This is a genomic window from Streptomyces sp. NPDC059037 (assembly GCF_042740015.1).
Taxonomy (GTDB): Bacteria; Actinomycetota; Actinomycetes; order Streptomycetales; family Streptomycetaceae; genus Streptomyces.
This window is the reverse complement of record NZ_JBHYIG010000112.1, coordinates 12,232-27,709: the sequence shown is the minus strand read 5'-3', so window position 1 is coordinate 27,709 and position 15,478 is coordinate 12,232. Positions and strand designations below refer to the sequence as shown.

Below are 15,478 nucleotides of genomic sequence, written 5' to 3'. Positions count from 1 at the left end.
CCGGGCGGGGGGGGGGGCGGGGGGGGGGGGGGGGGCGGGGGCGCGCCCCCCCCGGGGGCGTGGGGGGGGGTGGGGTTGCGGCCCTCCCCCCCCCCCCCCACCAAAAGGGGTGAACGGCCGTAACTTTCCCGTGCCGGTTGCGTTCCGTCGCGCTAGGGCACGCCGAAAGCGCTTTTCAGCTACGGAGAGTCATGCTGCGGCCAGCTCCCTGCGGGCCGTGCGGCGGCGCGCCGCCGCGTCCGGGTCGAGTGCGGGGACGGCCGCCAACAGCTGTCTGGTGTACGCCTCCTGGGGCGCGCCGTACACCGCGTCGACGGTGCCGGACTCGACGATCCGCCCCTGCCGCATCACCGCGACCCGGTCGCTGACCTGGCGGACGACCGCCAGATCGTGCGCGATGAAGACCAGCGCGAGCCCCAGTTCTCGCTGCAACTCGGCGAGCAGGGCCGTCACTTGGGCCTGGGTCGTCACGTCGAGCGCCGACACCGGCTCGTCGCACACGATGATCCGCGGCTCGGCGGCGAGGGCCCGCGCGATCCCGACGCGCTGCCGCTGGCCGCCGCTGAACTCGTGCGGATAGCGCCCGTAGTGCGCCGGATCGAGCCCGACGCGCGCCATCAGGTCCCGCACGCGATCGCGCACCGCCGGCTCGTCGCGCCCGCCCCGTGCGCGCAGCGGATCGGCGATGGACTCCCCCACGCCGCGCCGCGGGTTGAGCGAGGAGACGGGGTCCTGGAACACCATCTGCACATCGGGACGTACGCCATGACCTGCGGAGCCCGCGTGGCGGATCTCCCCGGCCGTCGGTTCGAGGAGCCCGACCAGCATCCGCCCGAGCGTCGTCTTGCCGCTGCCGCTCTCGCCCACGACGCCGAGCGTCTCGCCCCTGCGGATCGTGAGCGAGACGCCGTCCACGGCGGCGAGCGCCCGCTTGCCGCGCCCGAACTCCCGCCGCAGACCGACCGCTTCGAGTACGACGTCGCCCTCCGCGCGGGAGACCTCCGAGCGGGAGACCTCCGAGCGCGGCGCGTCGACGCGAGGCACCGCCCCCAGCAGCTCCCGCGTGTACGGCTGCGCGGGCGCCCCGAGCACCTCCCGCACGGGCCCGTGCTCGACGGCCCGCCCGTGCCGCATGACCAGGACGTCGTCGACGCTCTCCGCCGCGACGCCCACGTCATGGGTGACCAGGAGCAGCCCCATCCCCGTCTCGGCCCGCAGCGAGTGCAGCAGGTCGAGGATCTGGGCCTGCACGGTGACGTCCAGGGCGGTCGTCGGCTCGTCGGCGACCAGAAGCCGGGGCTCGCAGGCCAGCGCCATGGCGATGAGCGCCCGTTGGCGCATGCCCCCGCTGAACTCGTGCGGCCGGGAGCGCGCCCTGCGCGGCGCGTCCGCGATGCCCACCCGGTCGAGGACGTCGACGGCACGCGCGCGTGCCGCCCGCCGCGAGGCTCCCGTGTGGACGCGGTACACCTCGGCGATCTGGTCGCCCACCGCGTAGTACGGGTCGAGGGACGACAGCGGGTCCTGGAAGACCATCGCCGCCTTTCCGCCCCGCAGCCGCCGCAGTTCCTCATCGGACGCTTCTTGTACGTCGATGCCGCCGACCTGCACCGTGCCGCCGACGTCCGCTCCGGTGCCCCGGTGCAGCCCGAGCAGCGCGGAGGCCACCGTGCTCTTGCCGGACCCCGACTCGCCGACGAGGCCGAGCGCGGCGCCCTCGGCAAGCGTGAAGGAGAGCCGGTCCACGGCGCGCGTGTCCCCGAAGTCGACCACCAGGTCCGTCACTTGAACCAGGCTCATGACAGGACCACCCTTCGGTCGGCCACCGCGTACAGGACGTCCGCGACGGCATTGGCGAGCACCACGAAGAAGCCGGTCACCAGGACCATGCCGACCACGACGGGCAGATCGACGACGCGCACCGCGTGCACGAGTTCGCGCCCCATGCCGGGCAGGCCGAAGAGCGTCTCGCTGAGCACGGCGCCGCCGAACAGCGTCCCGAAGTCGTTGGCGCTCAGCGCGATGACCGGAGCGACCGCGCCCCGCAGCGCATGCCTGCCGATGATCGAGCGCTCCCCGACGCCGTACGCGCGGAAGGTCCGCACATGGTCGTCGGCGAGAGTCTCCAGCATCGAGGCGCGGGTCAGGCGCGCGTACTTGGCGGCCTCGATCAGCGCGAGGGACAGCCACGGCAGGAGCAGGTTCCAGGCCCACTGCTGAGGGTCGTCGGTGAACGCGACGTACTGCGGGAAGGGCAGCAAGGCCAGCTGGCCGCAGACCACGATCATCAGCAGCAGACCGATGACGAAGACGGGCGTGGCCATGCCGGCGAGCGTGACGGCGGTCAGGACGCGCTCGGTGACCCGCCCGCGCCGCCAGGCGGAGAGCACACCCGTGCCGACCCCGAGGATCAGCCACATCACCATGGCGCCGAGCGCGAGCGACCCGGTGACCGGCAGCTTCGCCAGGATCAGCTGGGTGACCTGCTGGTCGCTCTGGTAGGAGAGCCCGAGGCAGGGGGCGTCGCAGTGCTCGACGCTCGTACCGGTCGAGTAGTCCTGGCCGACGAAGATGCCCTGCAGGAAGTCCCAGTAGCGGACGTACACCGGATCGCCGAGCCGCAACTGCTCGGAGACCTGCGCCACTTGGCCCGGCGAGCAGCGCGGACCGCAGGTGATCTGCGCGACGTCGCCGGGAGCGACGTAGAAGACGGCATAGATGATCACGGAGATGGCGAACAGCGTGACGACGGCGCCCGCCGAGCGCCGCAGCAGGAAGCCGGTCATGCCTTGCCCTCCCGCTTGCGCCCGGTCCCGATCCGCAGCCGCGACGCGGCGCGCGGGTCGAGCGCGGTCCGCACCCCGTCCCCCAGGACGGTCAGCGCGAGCACGGTCACGAACAGCGCCCCCGCCGGAAGCAGCAGATACTGCGGCGCGGCTTGGTACCAGACGTCGGCCGAGGTCAGCATCTGCCCCCAGGACGCGGTCGGCGGTTTCACGCCGACGCCGAGGAAGGACAGCGCGGCCTCCACGGTGATGTTCATCGGGACGAGCAGCGCCGCGTAGGTGATGACGGGGGCGGCGAGTCCGGGCAGGAGTTCGCGGCGCGCGATGCGCCAGGTGCTCCAGCCGCTGAGCCGGGCGGCGGCCACGTAGTCGAGCTCCTTCAGGGTGATGGTCTGCGCGCGCACGATCTTGGCTGTGCTGCCCCAGGCGACGAGCCCGATGACCAGGGCGACCAGGACGGGGCGCGGGAAGCCGCTCGGCACGATCGCCATCAGGGCGAGCGAGAGGACCATCAGCGGCATGGAGACGATGACGTCGGTGGCGCGGCTGAGCACCTGGTCGACCCAGCGGTTGCCGAGCCCGGCCGTGATGCCGATGCCGACGCCGAGCAGCACCTGAACCACCGTCGCGCCGAGCGCGACGCCGAGGGAGACCCGCGCGCCGTACACGAGACGGGCGAACAGGTCGCGCCCGGTCTGCGGTTCGACGCCGAGCCAGTGCTCGGCGCTGATCCCGCCGAACGAGCCGATCGGCACACCGCCGCGGCCGGAGTCGATGAGGTCGGGGTGGTACGTACGGGGATCCTGGCCCTCGATGGCGGTGAGCAGCGGCGCGGCGAGCGCGACCAGGACGAGCAGCGCGACGACGGCCGCCGCGACGAGGGCGGCACGCTGCGCACGCAGCCGCCGCCAGAACTGACGGGCACCGGAAGCCGGGGCGGGCGCCTGCGCACCCGTCCCCGCCTCCAAGGCCAACAGGGCCTCGCTCATGGTGAGTCGACCGTTCGCCCTACTTGACCGCGACCTGGGAGATGTCCAGGACACCCGTCCAGTCGCTGATCACGATGTTCTTCACGTCCTTGCCGTACAGACGCTTGTAGACCGGGTGGAAGAGCGGCACGGTCAGCGCCTGCTCGCCGATCTTCTTGTCGAGGGCGCCCCAGCGCTTGGCCGCGGCGTCCAGGTCGGTCAGCTTGTTGATCGCGTCGATCTCGTCGTTGACCGACTTGTCGTCCAGGAAACCGGTGTTGAAGTTGGCGCCGTCCTTCACGATCTGCCGCCCGTCGAAGATCGGGGCGAGGAAGGGACCGCCGGAGGGCCAGTCGGCGCCCCAGTGGGCGAGGAAGAGACCCGGCTCGTCCTTGGCGCTGTGCACCTTGTCCTTGTAGTCGTTGTCCTCAAGGCCCTCCAGCCTGACCTTGATCCCGGCCTTCTTCAGGGCGTCCTGGACCGCGGTGGCGATCTCCGGGCTCGTCTCGAAGTCCTTGGCGTTGGAGTGGGTCAGCGTGATGGTGAGCCCGTCCTTGTGACCGGCTTCCTTCAGGAGCTCCTTGGCCTTCTTCGGGTTTCCGGCCTTGCCCGCGGGGAAGTGGTCGTACTTCGTGTATCCGAAGGACTTCTGGTTCGGCAGATACGTCGTCGCGGGCTCGGCGAGCGAGGAGCCGCCGGCGGCGTTGACCACGGAGGAGCGGTCGACGGCGTACGAGATGGCCTGACGCACCTTCGGGTCGTCGAAGGGCTTCACCTTCGGGTTGAAGGCGAGGTAGTTGGTGTATCCGAAGTGCCCGGTGCCGACGCGCGATGCGAGGTCCTTGTCGCCGGTGACCTTGGCGAGTTCGGCGGGGCCGAGGTTCGTGTCGGTGGTGACGGCGGCGGCGTCCTCGCCCTGTCCTGCCGAGAGCCGCTGGTTGATGACGGACGGGTTGAGCCCGGACCGCACATCGATCTTGTCCGGGTAGGCCTTGCGCTCGGGGTCGGTCTTCGCCGACCAGTGCGGGTTGCGCTCCAGGGTGAGCCGCTCGCCGTCGTTCTCGTTCTCGACGACCTTGTACGGCCCCGAGGAGACCGGGTGCTCCTCGTACTTGGTGCCCTTGTCCTTGCTCTTCGGTACGGGCGTGAACTGCGTCTGGGTGGCCAGGTACGGGAACTCGCCCTCGGGCTTGTTCAGATGGAAGACGATGGTCCGCTCGTCGGGCGTCTCGATCGACTTCAGGCCCTTGCCGCTCTTGTCCTTGTAGGGCCCGGCGTACTTGTCGCCGCCGATCAGCCAGTCCCTCAAGTACGGCGCGCCACCGGAGAGTTCACCGGCGAAGGACCGCTCGATGCCGTACTTGATGTCGGCGGAGGTGATCGGCGAGCCGTCCTCGTACTTGAGGCCCTTCTTCAGGGTGTACGTCCACACCGTGGCGTTCTTGCTCGGCCTGCCGAGGTCGGTGGCGAGGTCCGGGACGACCTCCGCGCCCTTGGCGCCGTCCTCCCGGTTGCGGGTGGTCAGCGTACGGAAGACCAGCGAGGGGACGTTGCCGCCGCCGGAGGTGTAGAGCCTTGCGGGGTCGAAGTCGACCTGCGGGGCGCTGTTGAGGACGGTGAGCGTGCCGCCCTTGGCGGGCTTGCCGTCGGCGCCGCCGCTCCCGGCGTCGTTGCCCTCGGGGCCCGCGCAGGCGGCGGCGCCCGCGGCCAGGACCAGGCTGACGGATGCCGCTGCCACGCGGCGGGCTATGACGGACGGTTGACGCATGGGAAACGACCTCTCGGAGAATCGAGCAGGGGAATGAGCGGTGGAAATGAGCAGAGCTCGCCCCGGGGTCGCCGAAGAGGGTCAGGACCTGAGAAAGGTCATGAGAATGCAAGCGACGCACGCGCCAGGGGCGGGCGTCAGCAACAGTGAATGTCGGACACGCAGTGCGCGGTCACGCCAAAGAGCGCCAGCTCAAGGGCGGCGCGCGAGGAGGCGTGACGAGGCGACATGCGGAGAAATATGAACGAACTTGTCGCGGATGTCAAAGCCGCCGAGCACGGCACGACCGCACGCCGATCGCTTCCGTCTCAACTCTTGGGAAACGCCCAGGGGTTGGCCTTGCACTTGATTCCGTCGTGGTCGAGGAACTTGGTCTGCTGCTGCATGACCGGGGCGAGTTCGCCGTTCTTCGTGCAGTCGACGTGATTGAAGCCGAGCCGGTGGCCGACCTCGTGGTTGATCAGCATCTGGCGGTACGGGTGGATGCGGTCGCCGTACGTCTTGGCGCCCTGCGCCCATCGATAGGCATTGATCATGACGCGGTCGGTGGCCGCGGAATCGCAGGACACGTTCTGTTCCAGCGTGTCGAGCCCCGACTTGGCGCACCATTTCGCCGTCGTGCCGGGACTGGCCAGCGTAATGACGAAATCGGGCTTCCCCGAGGAGATCCGCTCGAAGGTCCGGCCGCCGCTGTGCGCCCAACTCCGGTCGTCGTTCAGGGTCTTCTGCACGGCCGCCGCGAACAGCTCGCCGTCCAGGCCCATCCCCTTCTCGACATCGACGCGGTAGCGGAACAGCTGCCCCTTGCCCGGCGCCTTGTCGAATCCCGCGATCGCGTCGAAGTCACCGGAGGCGGTGAGCTTCGCGTCGAGCGGGTACTTCGCGGCCATCTTCGTCTCGTACGTCGCCGGGGCGGCGTCAGGAGGAGTGGGACGGTCGTCCGAGCGGGACGCCGGGTCGTCGGCCTCGCGCTTCTCCTTGCCCTGCGCGGCCTCGGCCTTGGAGGCCGGGTCCTTGGGTCCTTCGGCCACCTGACCTGCCACGACCACGGCGAGCACGGTCGTGACCGCGGCGGCCGCGATGCCGGTGAAGGTGCGGCCCTTGCCGCCCTTGCCGTCCCGCTCGTCGCCGTCGTCGACGCCGTCGGACCCGCCGATCCCGCCCGCCCCTTCGGACCAGAGGTCGCCGTGGGCGTCCTCCTCCGCGTCGACCGCGCGGTCCCAGTCGGTGACGGAGGCGTACGGATCGTGGGGTGCCCGCATGGGCGGTATGCCTGCCGTGCCGGGGGCGCCCGGCGCTGCTCCTGGCGCTCCCGGTGCTCCCGGTGCTCCCGGCGCTCCCGGCGCGAACAGGTCCTCGTCCACGAACTCGTCGCCGAACGCGTCCACGTACTCGCGGCGCGGCCCCTGCGCGTACGGCGCGGTCCGCGTGCCCGGGACCCCGTACGAGGCCCCTATCCGCGAACCGGTGCCCCAGCCGCCGCCCGGCTCACGCTGCTCGGGGTGACCGCCGCGGACGTGCGGCACGCCGTGCGGAGGCGTGGCCTGCGGGACGCCGTGCGCGGGAGTGGTGTCGACCGGCGGGCCCACACGCCTGCGCCGCCCGGTGCCGGGCCCCGGCGGGCGCGCTCCCTGTGCCGGCGGATTACCGGTGCTGCTCGCGCTGCTGCTGTTGTCTGCGAGGTCGGCCGAACCCCGGCGGCTGTGACGTCCCACGTGCCGCCTCAGCTCCCCGAACCCGCGTCGCCGGTATCGCCCAACTCGCCGGTGTCCACGAGCAGTTCACGGAAGGCGTTGGCCACCGTGTCCGGATACTCCATCATCGCCACATGCCCCGCGTCCGGCAGCGTGAGCAGCCGTGAGTCACGGAACGCGGCGGCCGCCTTGCGGGCCATCCGGTACGAGACGAGCAGATCGCGGCCGCCGTAGACGAGCAGCGTCGGCGCCAGCACCCGCTCGGCCTGTCGCCACAGACCGTGCTGGCCGCCCAGCGTGTACGCGTTCACGACGCCGCGCGCCGAGCGCGTCATCGCGTCCCACATATACGGCAGCGCGAGCCTGCGCTCCATCTCGCGGACCGCCGCGGCGAAACCTTCCGGCGTGATCCGGGCCGGGTCGCCGTAACAGAGCGCCATGACACCGCTGACCCGCTGCTCGGCCGTCCAGTCCTTGGTGAGCTTGGTGAACAGGCGCGCGACGCCGGGCACCGCGAGCAGCCCGGTCGGCACCGCCGTGCGCTGCACCCGCAGCTCGGGCAGTGCGGGGGAGATCAGCGTGAGCGTCCGTACGAGGTCGGGGCGGACCGCGGCGACGCGGGTGGTGACCGCGCCGCCCAGCGAGTTGCCGACCAGGTGGACGGGGCCGCGGTCGCTCGCGTCCAGGTAGCGGATGACCGCGCGCGCGTGGCCCGTGACCGAGTAATTGCCGTCGTCGGGCGGCGGCGAGTCCCCGAACCCGGGCAGATCCAGCGCCTCGCAGTCGACGACGGACTCGACCAGTGGCATCAGCGCCGACCAGTTCTGCGAGGACCCGCCGAGCCCGTGCACGAACAGGGCGGGCGGCAGCCCTTCGCGGACGGCAGGCCTGGAACGTACGGAAAGCGTGAGTCCGGGAAGGCCGACCGAGTCGAGCCGCTCGCCCGCCGCGACGCCGACGGCACCCGGCTTGGGCCCGACGGCGGCGGCGAGCACGTGCGGCAACTCGGTCGAAGACATGCGGGCAATGTTACGAGACGATCACGCGGTGGTTCGTGTGTTCGCCGTCACAGATCCGGCCGATGTCATGGGGAGATCGCGTAGCGCCTGGTTCGGCAGTCTCCTAGGCTCATAGGAGAGGGGCTCATAGAAGAGGGCGAACAGGGCACTCGCACCACTAGTAGTGCGCTAGGGAAGAGAGTGACGATGACCGTCGACCCGTCCGACCCCGACACCTTCGAGGTCGAGGAGTCCGAGAGCAGCGCCGAGACCCCCGAGACCGACGCCGCCGAGCAGCACACCGACCTCGCCCCGAGCCAGGACGACTCCCTCCAGGGCGCCGACCAGGACGCGGCCAACGAGGCGGACCTGGCCGAACAGGCCCGCGTCGTCACCATCGACGAGGACGACTATCGCTGACCTGCCCGTGTTTGCCCTGCTACGCACGGCTTCCACGGCCATCCAGTCCGTGAAATTCTCCGCTCGTACCGCGCACAGCACGGTTACCGAAAAGTACGATGGCCGCGCGGCGCACACCGCACGTTCACGATCATGGGAGGCGGCGTGACAGCCATCGAGCAGACAGAGGCGGCACGCCCGCGGGGCACACGCCTGCCGCGTCGTGCCCGACGCAATCAGCTCCTGGGCGCGGCGCAGGAGGTCTTCGTCGCGCAGGGGTACCACGCTGCGGCGATGGACGACATCGCGGAGCGGGCCGGTGTCAGCAAGCCGGTGCTCTACCAGCACTTCCCCGGCAAGCTCGACCTGTACCTCGCACTGCTCGACCAGCACTGCGAGTCGCTGCTGCAGTCCATCCGCACGGCCCTCGCGTCCACGACGGACAACAAGCTGCGCGTCGCGGCCACGATGGACGCGTACTTCGCGTACGTGGAGGACGAGGGCGGCGCGTTCCGCCTGGTCTTCGAGTCCGACCTGACCAACGAGCCCGCGGTCCGCGAGCGCGTGGAGCGGGTGACGCTCCAGTGCGCGGAGGCGATCTGCGAGGTCATCGCCGAGGACACGGGCCTGCCCCGCGACGAGGCGATGCTGCTCGCCGTGGGCCTGGGCGGCTACTCGCAGGTGGTCGCGCGCTACTGGCTCGCCAGCGGCAGCACGGTCCCGCGCGACAAGGCGGTGGAGCTGCTCACCTCGCTGGCCTGGCGGGGCATCGCGGGCTTCCCGCTGCACGGCACGGACGGCCACTGATCGGCGGCGGTGCTCCCTGTTCCCGTTTTCTGTTCGCTACCGGCGTGCGGCGGCGGCACCGTGAGCATCGCTTCACCGGGCTAATGTGTGCCGAGTACGGCGCGGACGGCCGCGCACATCACTGACCGTCGGAGGGACATAGCCGTGGAGGTCAAGATCGGCGTGCAGTACGCGCCCCGCGAGATCGTGCTGGAGAGCGGCCAGAGTGCCGAGGAAGTCGAGCGCGCGGTGTCCGAGGCACTGACTGGCAAGTCGCCGCTGCTGAGCCTCGTGGACGACCACGGCCGCAAGGTCCTGGTTCCGGCCGACCGCCTCGCGTACGTCGAGCTCGGCGAGCCGACCGCGCGCAAGGTGGGCTTCAGCGCCCTGTAAGCAGGGTGCGCACGCAAGGCGCACAAGGAGAACGGCCCGGTGGTGATCCACCGGGCCGTTCTCGTCGTTCGTCACTCGTTGTACGTACCTGACCTCGCTCGGAGGGTTGCGTTCCGGCCGCCAGGGGTAATACCGGCTACGACCGTTTTGCACCTGGCCGCGAGGGAGGGACACCCTGTGATTCTGGAAGCACTCGGCTCCACACTGCTCGGTTTCGCCCTGGCATGGGCCGCGGCCCACCGCCTGCCCCACCGGCTCCCCGCGCGGGGCCTGGTCCTCGCGACCGGCACAGTGGGCGCCCTGATCGGCTCCTTCGTCGCGCATATGGCCCTGGGCGCGGGCCACGCGACCGCAACGATCGCGGGCGCGGTGGCCGTATCGGCGGCCTTGCTGTCACTACTGCTCCGCCCAAGCCGCAACAGACTGAGCCGTCGCTCGGCGACGGCGTAAGGGGCGCCCAGGGGGCGCCCCTTCGGGGGCGCGGGGAACTGCGCGACAAGCCACGAAGCACCCGCAGCAGCGAGCGAACCTAGGCAGCCAGCCCCAGCGCAGCCATGCGCTTGGTGTGCGCCTCAGTGATCCGCGAGAACATCCGCCCGACCTCGGCCAGGTCGAACCCATCGGCCACGCCCCCGACCAGCATGGTCGACAACGCGTCCCGGTCAGCCACAACCCGCTGCGACTGCGACAGCGCCTCGCCCATCAGGCGACGGGCCCACAGCGCAAGCCGCCCGCCCACGCGAGGATCCGCGTCGATCGCCGCGCGCACCTTCTCCACCGCGAAGCTCGCGTGCCCCGTGTCGTCGAGCACAGCGAGCACCAGCCCGCGCGTGTCGCCGTCGAGCCGCGCCGCGACCTCGCGGTAGAAGTCACTGGCGATCGAGTCGCCGACGTACGCCTTGACCAGGCCCTCGAGCCAGTCGGACGGCGCCGTCTGACGGTGGAAGCCGTCGAGCGCCGCGACGAACGGCTCCATCGCCTCGGTCGGGTCCGCGCCGATCGCCGAGAGCCGGTCCCTGAGCTGCTCGAAGTGGTGGAACTCCGCCGACGCCATCTTCGCCAGCTCCGCCTTGTCGCCGAGCGTCGGCGCCAGCTTCGCGTCCTCCGCGAGACGCTCGAAGGCCGCGAGCTCTCCATAGGCGAGCGCGCCGAGCAGATCCACCACCGCGGCGCGGTAGTGCGGCTCGGCGGAAGCGGTCGCCCAGTCCTGGGCGGCGACTCCGGTCGGTTCGGCGGGCGTGTCAGCGGCGGTGTCAGGCGTCTCCATAAACCGCACAATAGCCCGCTCGCAGCAACGCGTAAGGGCCTGGTCAGTGACTGTGACTACGACTACGTGACCAATTCGCCAGACACGGCTGCGCGATTCCGGGGTACAGTGATAAAGCGCCCGTCGAATATTCGCCGGGCCGTATGAATGAGGATGCCCGGTCGGAGGCCCGATCGGCTCCGACCCGACAGCCCTCCAGGCGGTACGCACAGTGCGTACGGCACGAGGAGGGAACCTCAGCGGTATGAGCGCTCGAGCGCAGGCAGTGGTCCCGCGCCCCCGGCCCGCCCCCCAAGCAGCCGGCGGTAGTGGCACGGTCACGACCCCCAGCGTTCGCCTCAGGCCGCGTCTCACAGAAGAGGCAATGCCCTGACTACGACTTTCCGCGATCTCGGGATTCTCCCCGAGACGGCCGAGGCCCTTGAGGCCGTCGGCATCATCAGCCCGTTCCCCATCCAAGAGATGACGCTCCCCGTTGCCCTCTCCGGCACCGACGTCATCGGCCAGGCCAAGACCGGCACCGGCAAGACGCTCGGCTTCGGTCTCCCGCTCCTGGAGCGCGTCACCGTCCCCGCGGACGTCGAGGCGGGCCGGGCCAAGCCCGAGCAGCTGACCGAGGCGCCGCAGGCCCTCATCGTCGTCCCCACGCGTGAGCTGTGCCAGCAGGTCACCAACGACCTGCTGACCGCCGGCAAGGCGCGGAACGTACGCGTCCTCGCCATATACGGCGGCCGTGCCTACGAGCCGCAGGTCGAGGCGCTCAAGAAGGGCGTCGACATCGTCGTCGGCACGCCGGGCCGGCTGCTCGACCTCGCCGGTCAGCGCAAGCTCGACCTCAAGCACGTCAAGTGCCTCGTCCTCGACGAGGCCGACGAGATGCTCGACCTGGGCTTCCTGCCCGACGTCGAGCGGATCATCAACATGCTGCCGGCCAAGCGTCAGACGATGCTGTTCTCGGCGACCATGCCGGGCGCCGTCATCGGCCTCGCGCGCCGCTACATGTCGCAGCCGACGCACATCCGCGCCACCGCGCCGGACGACGAGGGCCAGACGGTCGCGAACACCGCGCAGTTCGTCTACCGCGCGCACAACATGGACAAGCCGGAGATGATCGCCCGCATCCTGCAGGCCGACGGCCGCGGGCTCGCGATGGTCTTCTGCCGTACGAAGCGGACGGCCGCCGACATCGCCGAGCAGCTCGAGCGCCGGGGCTTCGCCTCGGGCGCCGTGCACGGCGACCTCGGCCAGGGCGCGCGCGAGCAGGCCCTGCGCGCGTTCCGCAACGGCAAGGTCGACGTGCTCGTCTGCACCGACGTCGCCGCGCGCGGCATCGACGTCGAGGGCGTCACGCACGTCATCAACTACCAGTCCCCCGAGGACGAGAAGACGTACCTGCACCGCATCGGCCGCACCGGCCGCGCGGGCGCCAAGGGCATCGCTATCACGCTGGTCGACTGGGACGACATCCCGCGCTGGCAGCTGATCAACAAGGCGCTCGACCTGGGCTTCAACGACCCGGTCGAGACGTACTCCAGCTCGCCGCACCTCTTCGAGGAGCTGAACATCCCGGCGGGCACCAAGGGTGTCCTGCCGCGCACCGAGCGGACCCGTGCGGGTCTGGGCGCGGAGCAGATCGAGGACCTCGGCGAGACGGGCGGGCGTGGCGCCCGCGGGGGCCGTGGCAACGGCCGCTCGCAGGACCGTGGCCGTTCTTCCGGTCCCGCTGCCGCTCCCGCGTCGGAGGAGCGTCCGGCTCGTACGCCGCGCCGTCGGCGCCGTACGCGCTCGGGCAGCCCGCTGGACGCGACGGCGACCCCGTCGGTCGAGACCCCGGCGTCCCCGGAGCCGGCGCCCGCCGCCGCTCCTGTGGAGCCGACCGAGCCGCGCGCGCCGCGCCGCCGGCGCCGGACGCGTTCCGGTGAGGCCGCGGAGGCCGCTGTCGCCACGGTCGAGGCCACCACGGTGGTGGAGGCCGAGCCCGAGGCTCCCGTGAAGCCGCGTCGCCGTACGCGGAAGGCCGCGGAGGCCGTCGTCGACACCGTCGAGGCGGTGGAGGCCGAGGCCCCCGCCAAGCCCCGTCGCCGTACGAAGAAGGTCGCGGAGACCGTCGTCGAGACCGCGGAGGTCGTGGAGGCCGAGGCCCCGGCGAAGCCGCGTCGGCGCACGAAGAAGGCTGCGGAGACCGTGGTCGACACCGTCGAGACGGCGGAGGCCGAGGCTCCCGCGAAGCCGCGCCGCCGCACGAAGAAGGCCGCCGAAGCCGTCGTCGACACCGTCGAGGCAGTGGAGGCCGAGGCCCCCGCCAAGCCGCGCCGCCGTACGAAGAAGGTTGCGGAGACCGTCGTCGAGGCCGTGGAGGCGGAAGCCCCCGCGAAGCCGCGCCGCCGTACAAAGAAGGCTGCGGAGACCGTGGTCGACACCGTCGAGGCAGTGGAAGCCGAGGCCCCCGCCAAGCCCCGTCGCCGTACGAAGAAGGTCGCGGAGACCGTCGTCGAGGCGGAGATCCCCGCTCAGCCGACGGAGGAGTCGAAGCCGCGTCGCCGTACGCGGAAGGCTGTTGCCGCCACGGCTGAGGTCGATGTCCCCGAGGCGACGATCGCGAAGCCTCGTCGGCGTACGCGGAAGACCGCGGAGGCGGCCGAGTAGGCTCGGCCCGTTGCCTTACGAAGGCCCGGTTCCCCTTGGGGTACCGGGCCTTCTGCCGTTGCGGCCCGCCGCACCGCAATGTGCCCCGACGCCCCGCCCCAAGCCCTCAGCCCACCCCTGCCGATAGCCTCAAGCCATGAGCAGGCCCCCCACCTTCACCCCGCCCCCCGGCGTAGCCGCCCACGTCCTCCGCACCGCGCGCGGCGACTTCGCCACCCTCGACGCCCGCCCGGCCGGCGAGGCCAGAGGCACCGTCCTGCTGCTGCCCGGGTTCACCGGCAGCAAGGAGGACTTCATCGCCCTCCTCAGGCCCATCGCCGACGCCGGGTACCGCGCGGTCTCCGTCGACGGCCGCGGACAGTACGAGAGCACTGGCCCGGCGGACGATGAATCCCCTTACGCCCAGGGGGAGTTGGCGAGCGACGTGCTCGCCCAGGCCGCAGCGGTCGGCGGCGGCCCGCTCCACCTCCTCGGCCACTCACTCGGCGGCCAGATCGCGCGCGCGGCGGTCCTTCGGGCCCCCGGCACCGGCGCGGGCACCTTCGCCTCGCTCACCCTCATGTCGTCGGGCCCCGCCCAGATCTCCCCCTCCCAGCAGGCCCGCGCCAAGATGCTGACCGACGCCCTCGCCGTACTGTCGATGGCCGAGGCCTGGGAGGCCATCCAGGCCCATGACCCGCCGGAGGACACGGACCTCGACGGCGACGATGCCCTCCGTGAGCGCTGGCTGCGGCACAGCCCGGCCCAGCTCATCGCCACCGGCAAGCAGCTCTGTGCCGAGCCCGACCGCGTCACGGAGCTCGCCGCGACGCCGCTGCCCAAGCACGTCATCTCGGGCGAGCGCGACGACACCTGGCCCGTCCCCTGGCTCGATGACATGGCGGACCGGCTGCGCGCCCACCGCACCGTCATCACCGGCGCCGAGCACTCCCCCAACACCGACCGCCCGGCAGAGACCGCCGCCGCGCTCATCGCCTTCTGGGAGGACAGCCACCTGGGGCGGGCCTAGCCTGAAAGGGCTACGTACGGCCCCATGACAGGAGGCGGGCGTCATGACATTCGTCCAGGTCATCGACTGCAAGACACATCAGATCGACGCGCTGAACAAGGTGATGGACAGCTGGGTCGAAGCCACCAAGGGCAAGCGGACGGCCACCCACGCCATGATGGGCCGGGACCGCTCCGACTCCACTCACCTGATGGAGATCGTGGAGTTTCCGTCCTATGAGGCAGCGATGGCGAACTCGCAGCTGCCGGAAACGGACCGGATCTTCCGGGAGATGGTCGCGCTCTGCGACGAGGCGCCGTCGTTCACCGATCTCGACGTGCTGCGCGACGAGCAGCTGAACAAGAACGTGGTCCGCGACTTCTTCGAGGAAGTGGTGAACAAGGGCGACATCGACGCGATGGACGGGATGTGTACCGCCGACTACCGGGAGCACGACCCGTCGCAGGCCACCTATGACGCGAGTCTGGCGGAGGTCAAGGTCTCGAACCGGGAGATCATGGAGGGGTTCCATCCGACGGCCACCGTGGAGAGCCTGATGGCCGACGGCGATCTGGTGTGCGCACGGTTCTCGTTCAAGGGCCGCCACGTCGCTCCGTACCAGGGCCTGGAAGCGACCAACCGCGATGTCGCGGGCACCGGCCACGCGACCTTCCGCTGCAAGGGCGGCAAGATGGCGGAGAGCTGGTGGAACGTGGACGACCTCGGCCTCATGCAGCAGCTGGGCGTCGTCGAGAGCTGACCCGCCCGCCCTCGCCACGGACGCC

General features: G+C 71.0%; 15 protein-coding genes. 7 read left to right on the top strand and 8 right to left on the bottom strand.

Annotated elements, in window-relative coordinates; all coding sequences use genetic code 11:
* Positions 1-189 precede the first annotated feature (189 nt).
* The 7 genes from ACFWY6_RS23070 to ACFWY6_RS23040 all read right to left on the bottom strand — a co-directional run bounded on the left by ACFWY6_RS23070 (position 190) and on the right by ACFWY6_RS23040 (position 8,235).
* Positions 190-1,800, bottom strand: coding sequence for a dipeptide ABC transporter ATP-binding protein (locus tag ACFWY6_RS23070; protein WP_384693386.1), 1,611 nt, complete (start codon positions 1,798-1,800; stop codon positions 190-192).
* A complete protein-coding gene (locus ACFWY6_RS23065; protein ID WP_384693384.1) occupies positions 1,797-2,786 on the bottom strand; it encodes an ABC transporter permease in 990 nt (329 codons plus the stop codon). Before ACFWY6_RS23065 ends, ACFWY6_RS23070 begins: the two co-directional genes overlap by 4 nt.
* Complete coding sequence (locus tag ACFWY6_RS23060) at positions 2,783-3,775, bottom strand: ABC transporter permease (protein WP_384693381.1); 993 nt, start codon at positions 3,773-3,775, stop codon at positions 2,783-2,785. Before ACFWY6_RS23060 ends, ACFWY6_RS23065 begins: the two co-directional genes overlap by 4 nt.
* Positions 3,776-3,794: 19 nt before the next feature.
* Positions 3,795-5,522: an ABC transporter substrate-binding protein gene (locus tag ACFWY6_RS23055; RefSeq protein ID WP_384693378.1), complete on the bottom strand. Its 1,728-nt coding sequence runs from the start codon at positions 5,520-5,522 to the stop codon at positions 3,795-3,797.
* Between the two features lie 137 nt (positions 5,523-5,659).
* Entirely contained in the window at positions 5,660-5,752 is a 93-nt protein-coding gene (locus tag ACFWY6_RS23050) for an Ms4533A family Cys-rich leader peptide (RefSeq protein WP_323178664.1), read from the bottom strand.
* A 78-nt stretch (positions 5,753-5,830) separates the two neighbouring features.
* Positions 5,831-7,237, bottom strand: a complete 1,407-nt coding sequence (locus ACFWY6_RS23045) for a DUF3152 domain-containing protein (RefSeq protein WP_384693375.1) — start codon at positions 7,235-7,237, stop codon at positions 5,831-5,833.
* Between the two features lie 8 nt (positions 7,238-7,245).
* Positions 7,246-8,235, bottom strand: coding sequence for an alpha/beta fold hydrolase (locus ACFWY6_RS23040; RefSeq protein ID WP_384693372.1), 990 nt, complete (start codon positions 8,233-8,235; stop codon positions 7,246-7,248).
* A 186-nt stretch (positions 8,236-8,421) separates the two neighbouring features.
* Between ACFWY6_RS23040 and ACFWY6_RS23035 the strand changes: the two genes are divergently transcribed.
* The 4 genes from ACFWY6_RS23035 (at position 8,422) to ACFWY6_RS23020 (ending at position 10,242) form a co-directional block, all read left to right on the top strand.
* Positions 8,422-8,634: a hypothetical protein gene (locus tag ACFWY6_RS23035; protein ID WP_384693369.1), complete on the top strand. Its 213-nt coding sequence runs from the start codon at positions 8,422-8,424 to the stop codon at positions 8,632-8,634.
* A gap of 144 nt (positions 8,635-8,778) precedes the next feature.
* Entirely contained in the window at positions 8,779-9,420 is a 642-nt protein-coding gene (locus tag ACFWY6_RS23030; RefSeq protein ID WP_384693366.1) for a TetR/AcrR family transcriptional regulator, read from the top strand.
* A 144-nt stretch (positions 9,421-9,564) separates the two neighbouring features.
* Positions 9,565-9,792 (top strand): DUF3107 domain-containing protein, encoded by a 228-nt coding sequence (locus tag ACFWY6_RS23025; RefSeq protein ID WP_266870582.1) that lies wholly within the window; start codon positions 9,565-9,567, stop codon positions 9,790-9,792.
* Between the two features lie 177 nt (positions 9,793-9,969).
* Positions 9,970-10,242, top strand: coding sequence for a hypothetical protein (locus tag ACFWY6_RS23020; protein WP_384693363.1), 273 nt, complete (start codon positions 9,970-9,972; stop codon positions 10,240-10,242).
* A gap of 79 nt (positions 10,243-10,321) precedes the next feature.
* Here ACFWY6_RS23020 and ACFWY6_RS23015 read toward each other — a convergent pair whose 3' ends face one another.
* Positions 10,322-11,059 (bottom strand): ferritin-like fold-containing protein, encoded by a 738-nt coding sequence (locus ACFWY6_RS23015; RefSeq protein WP_266870580.1) that lies wholly within the window; start codon positions 11,057-11,059, stop codon positions 10,322-10,324.
* A 462-nt stretch (positions 11,060-11,521) separates the two neighbouring features.
* Here ACFWY6_RS23015 and ACFWY6_RS23010 point away from each other — a divergent pair, with 462 nt between their 5' ends.
* From ACFWY6_RS23010 to ACFWY6_RS23000, 3 genes are all read left to right on the top strand, one after another.
* Entirely contained in the window at positions 11,522-13,705 is a 2,184-nt protein-coding gene (locus ACFWY6_RS23010; protein WP_384693359.1) for a DEAD/DEAH box helicase, read from the top strand.
* 136 nt (positions 13,706-13,841) lie between these two features.
* Positions 13,842-14,714: an alpha/beta fold hydrolase gene (locus tag ACFWY6_RS23005; protein ID WP_384693356.1), complete on the top strand. Its 873-nt coding sequence runs from the start codon at positions 13,842-13,844 to the stop codon at positions 14,712-14,714.
* Between the two features lie 43 nt (positions 14,715-14,757).
* A complete protein-coding gene (locus tag ACFWY6_RS23000) occupies positions 14,758-15,453 on the top strand; it encodes an ester cyclase (protein ID WP_384693353.1) in 696 nt (231 codons plus the stop codon).
* Positions 15,454-15,478 lie beyond the last annotated feature (25 nt).

What these genes read in the sequence shown, in the direction of transcription:
- ACFWY6_RS23070 (WP_384693386.1), bottom strand. Translation starts at nt 1,800, where the DNA reads ATGAGCCTGGTTCAAGTGACGGACCTGGTGGTCGACTTCGGGGACACG.
- ACFWY6_RS23065 (WP_384693384.1), bottom strand. Translation starts at nt 2,786, where the DNA reads ATGACCGGCTTCCTGCTGCGGCGCTCGGCGGGCGCCGTCGTCACGCTG.
- ACFWY6_RS23060 (WP_384693381.1), bottom strand. Translation starts at nt 3,775, where the DNA reads ATGAGCGAGGCCCTGTTGGCCTTGGAGGCGGGGACGGGTGCGCAGGCG.
- ACFWY6_RS23055 (WP_384693378.1), bottom strand. Translation starts at nt 5,522, where the DNA reads ATGCGTCAACCGTCCGTCATAGCCCGCCGCGTGGCAGCGGCATCCGTC.
- ACFWY6_RS23050 (WP_323178664.1), bottom strand. Translation starts at nt 5,752, where the DNA reads ATGTCGCCTCGTCACGCCTCCTCGCGCGCCGCCCTTGAGCTGGCGCTC.
- ACFWY6_RS23040 (WP_384693372.1), bottom strand. Translation starts at nt 8,235, where the DNA reads ATGTCTTCGACCGAGTTGCCGCACGTGCTCGCCGCCGCCGTCGGGCCC.
- ACFWY6_RS23035 (WP_384693369.1), top strand. Translation starts at nt 8,422, where the DNA reads ATGACCGTCGACCCGTCCGACCCCGACACCTTCGAGGTCGAGGAGTCC.
- ACFWY6_RS23015 (WP_266870580.1), bottom strand. Translation starts at nt 11,059, where the DNA reads ATGGAGACGCCTGACACCGCCGCTGACACGCCCGCCGAACCGACCGGA.
- ACFWY6_RS23010 (WP_384693359.1), top strand. Translation starts at nt 11,522, where the DNA reads ATGACGCTCCCCGTTGCCCTCTCCGGCACCGACGTCATCGGCCAGGCC.
- ACFWY6_RS23005 (WP_384693356.1), top strand. Translation starts at nt 13,842, where the DNA reads ATGAGCAGGCCCCCCACCTTCACCCCGCCCCCCGGCGTAGCCGCCCAC.
- ACFWY6_RS23000 (WP_384693353.1), top strand. Translation starts at nt 14,758, where the DNA reads ATGACATTCGTCCAGGTCATCGACTGCAAGACACATCAGATCGACGCG.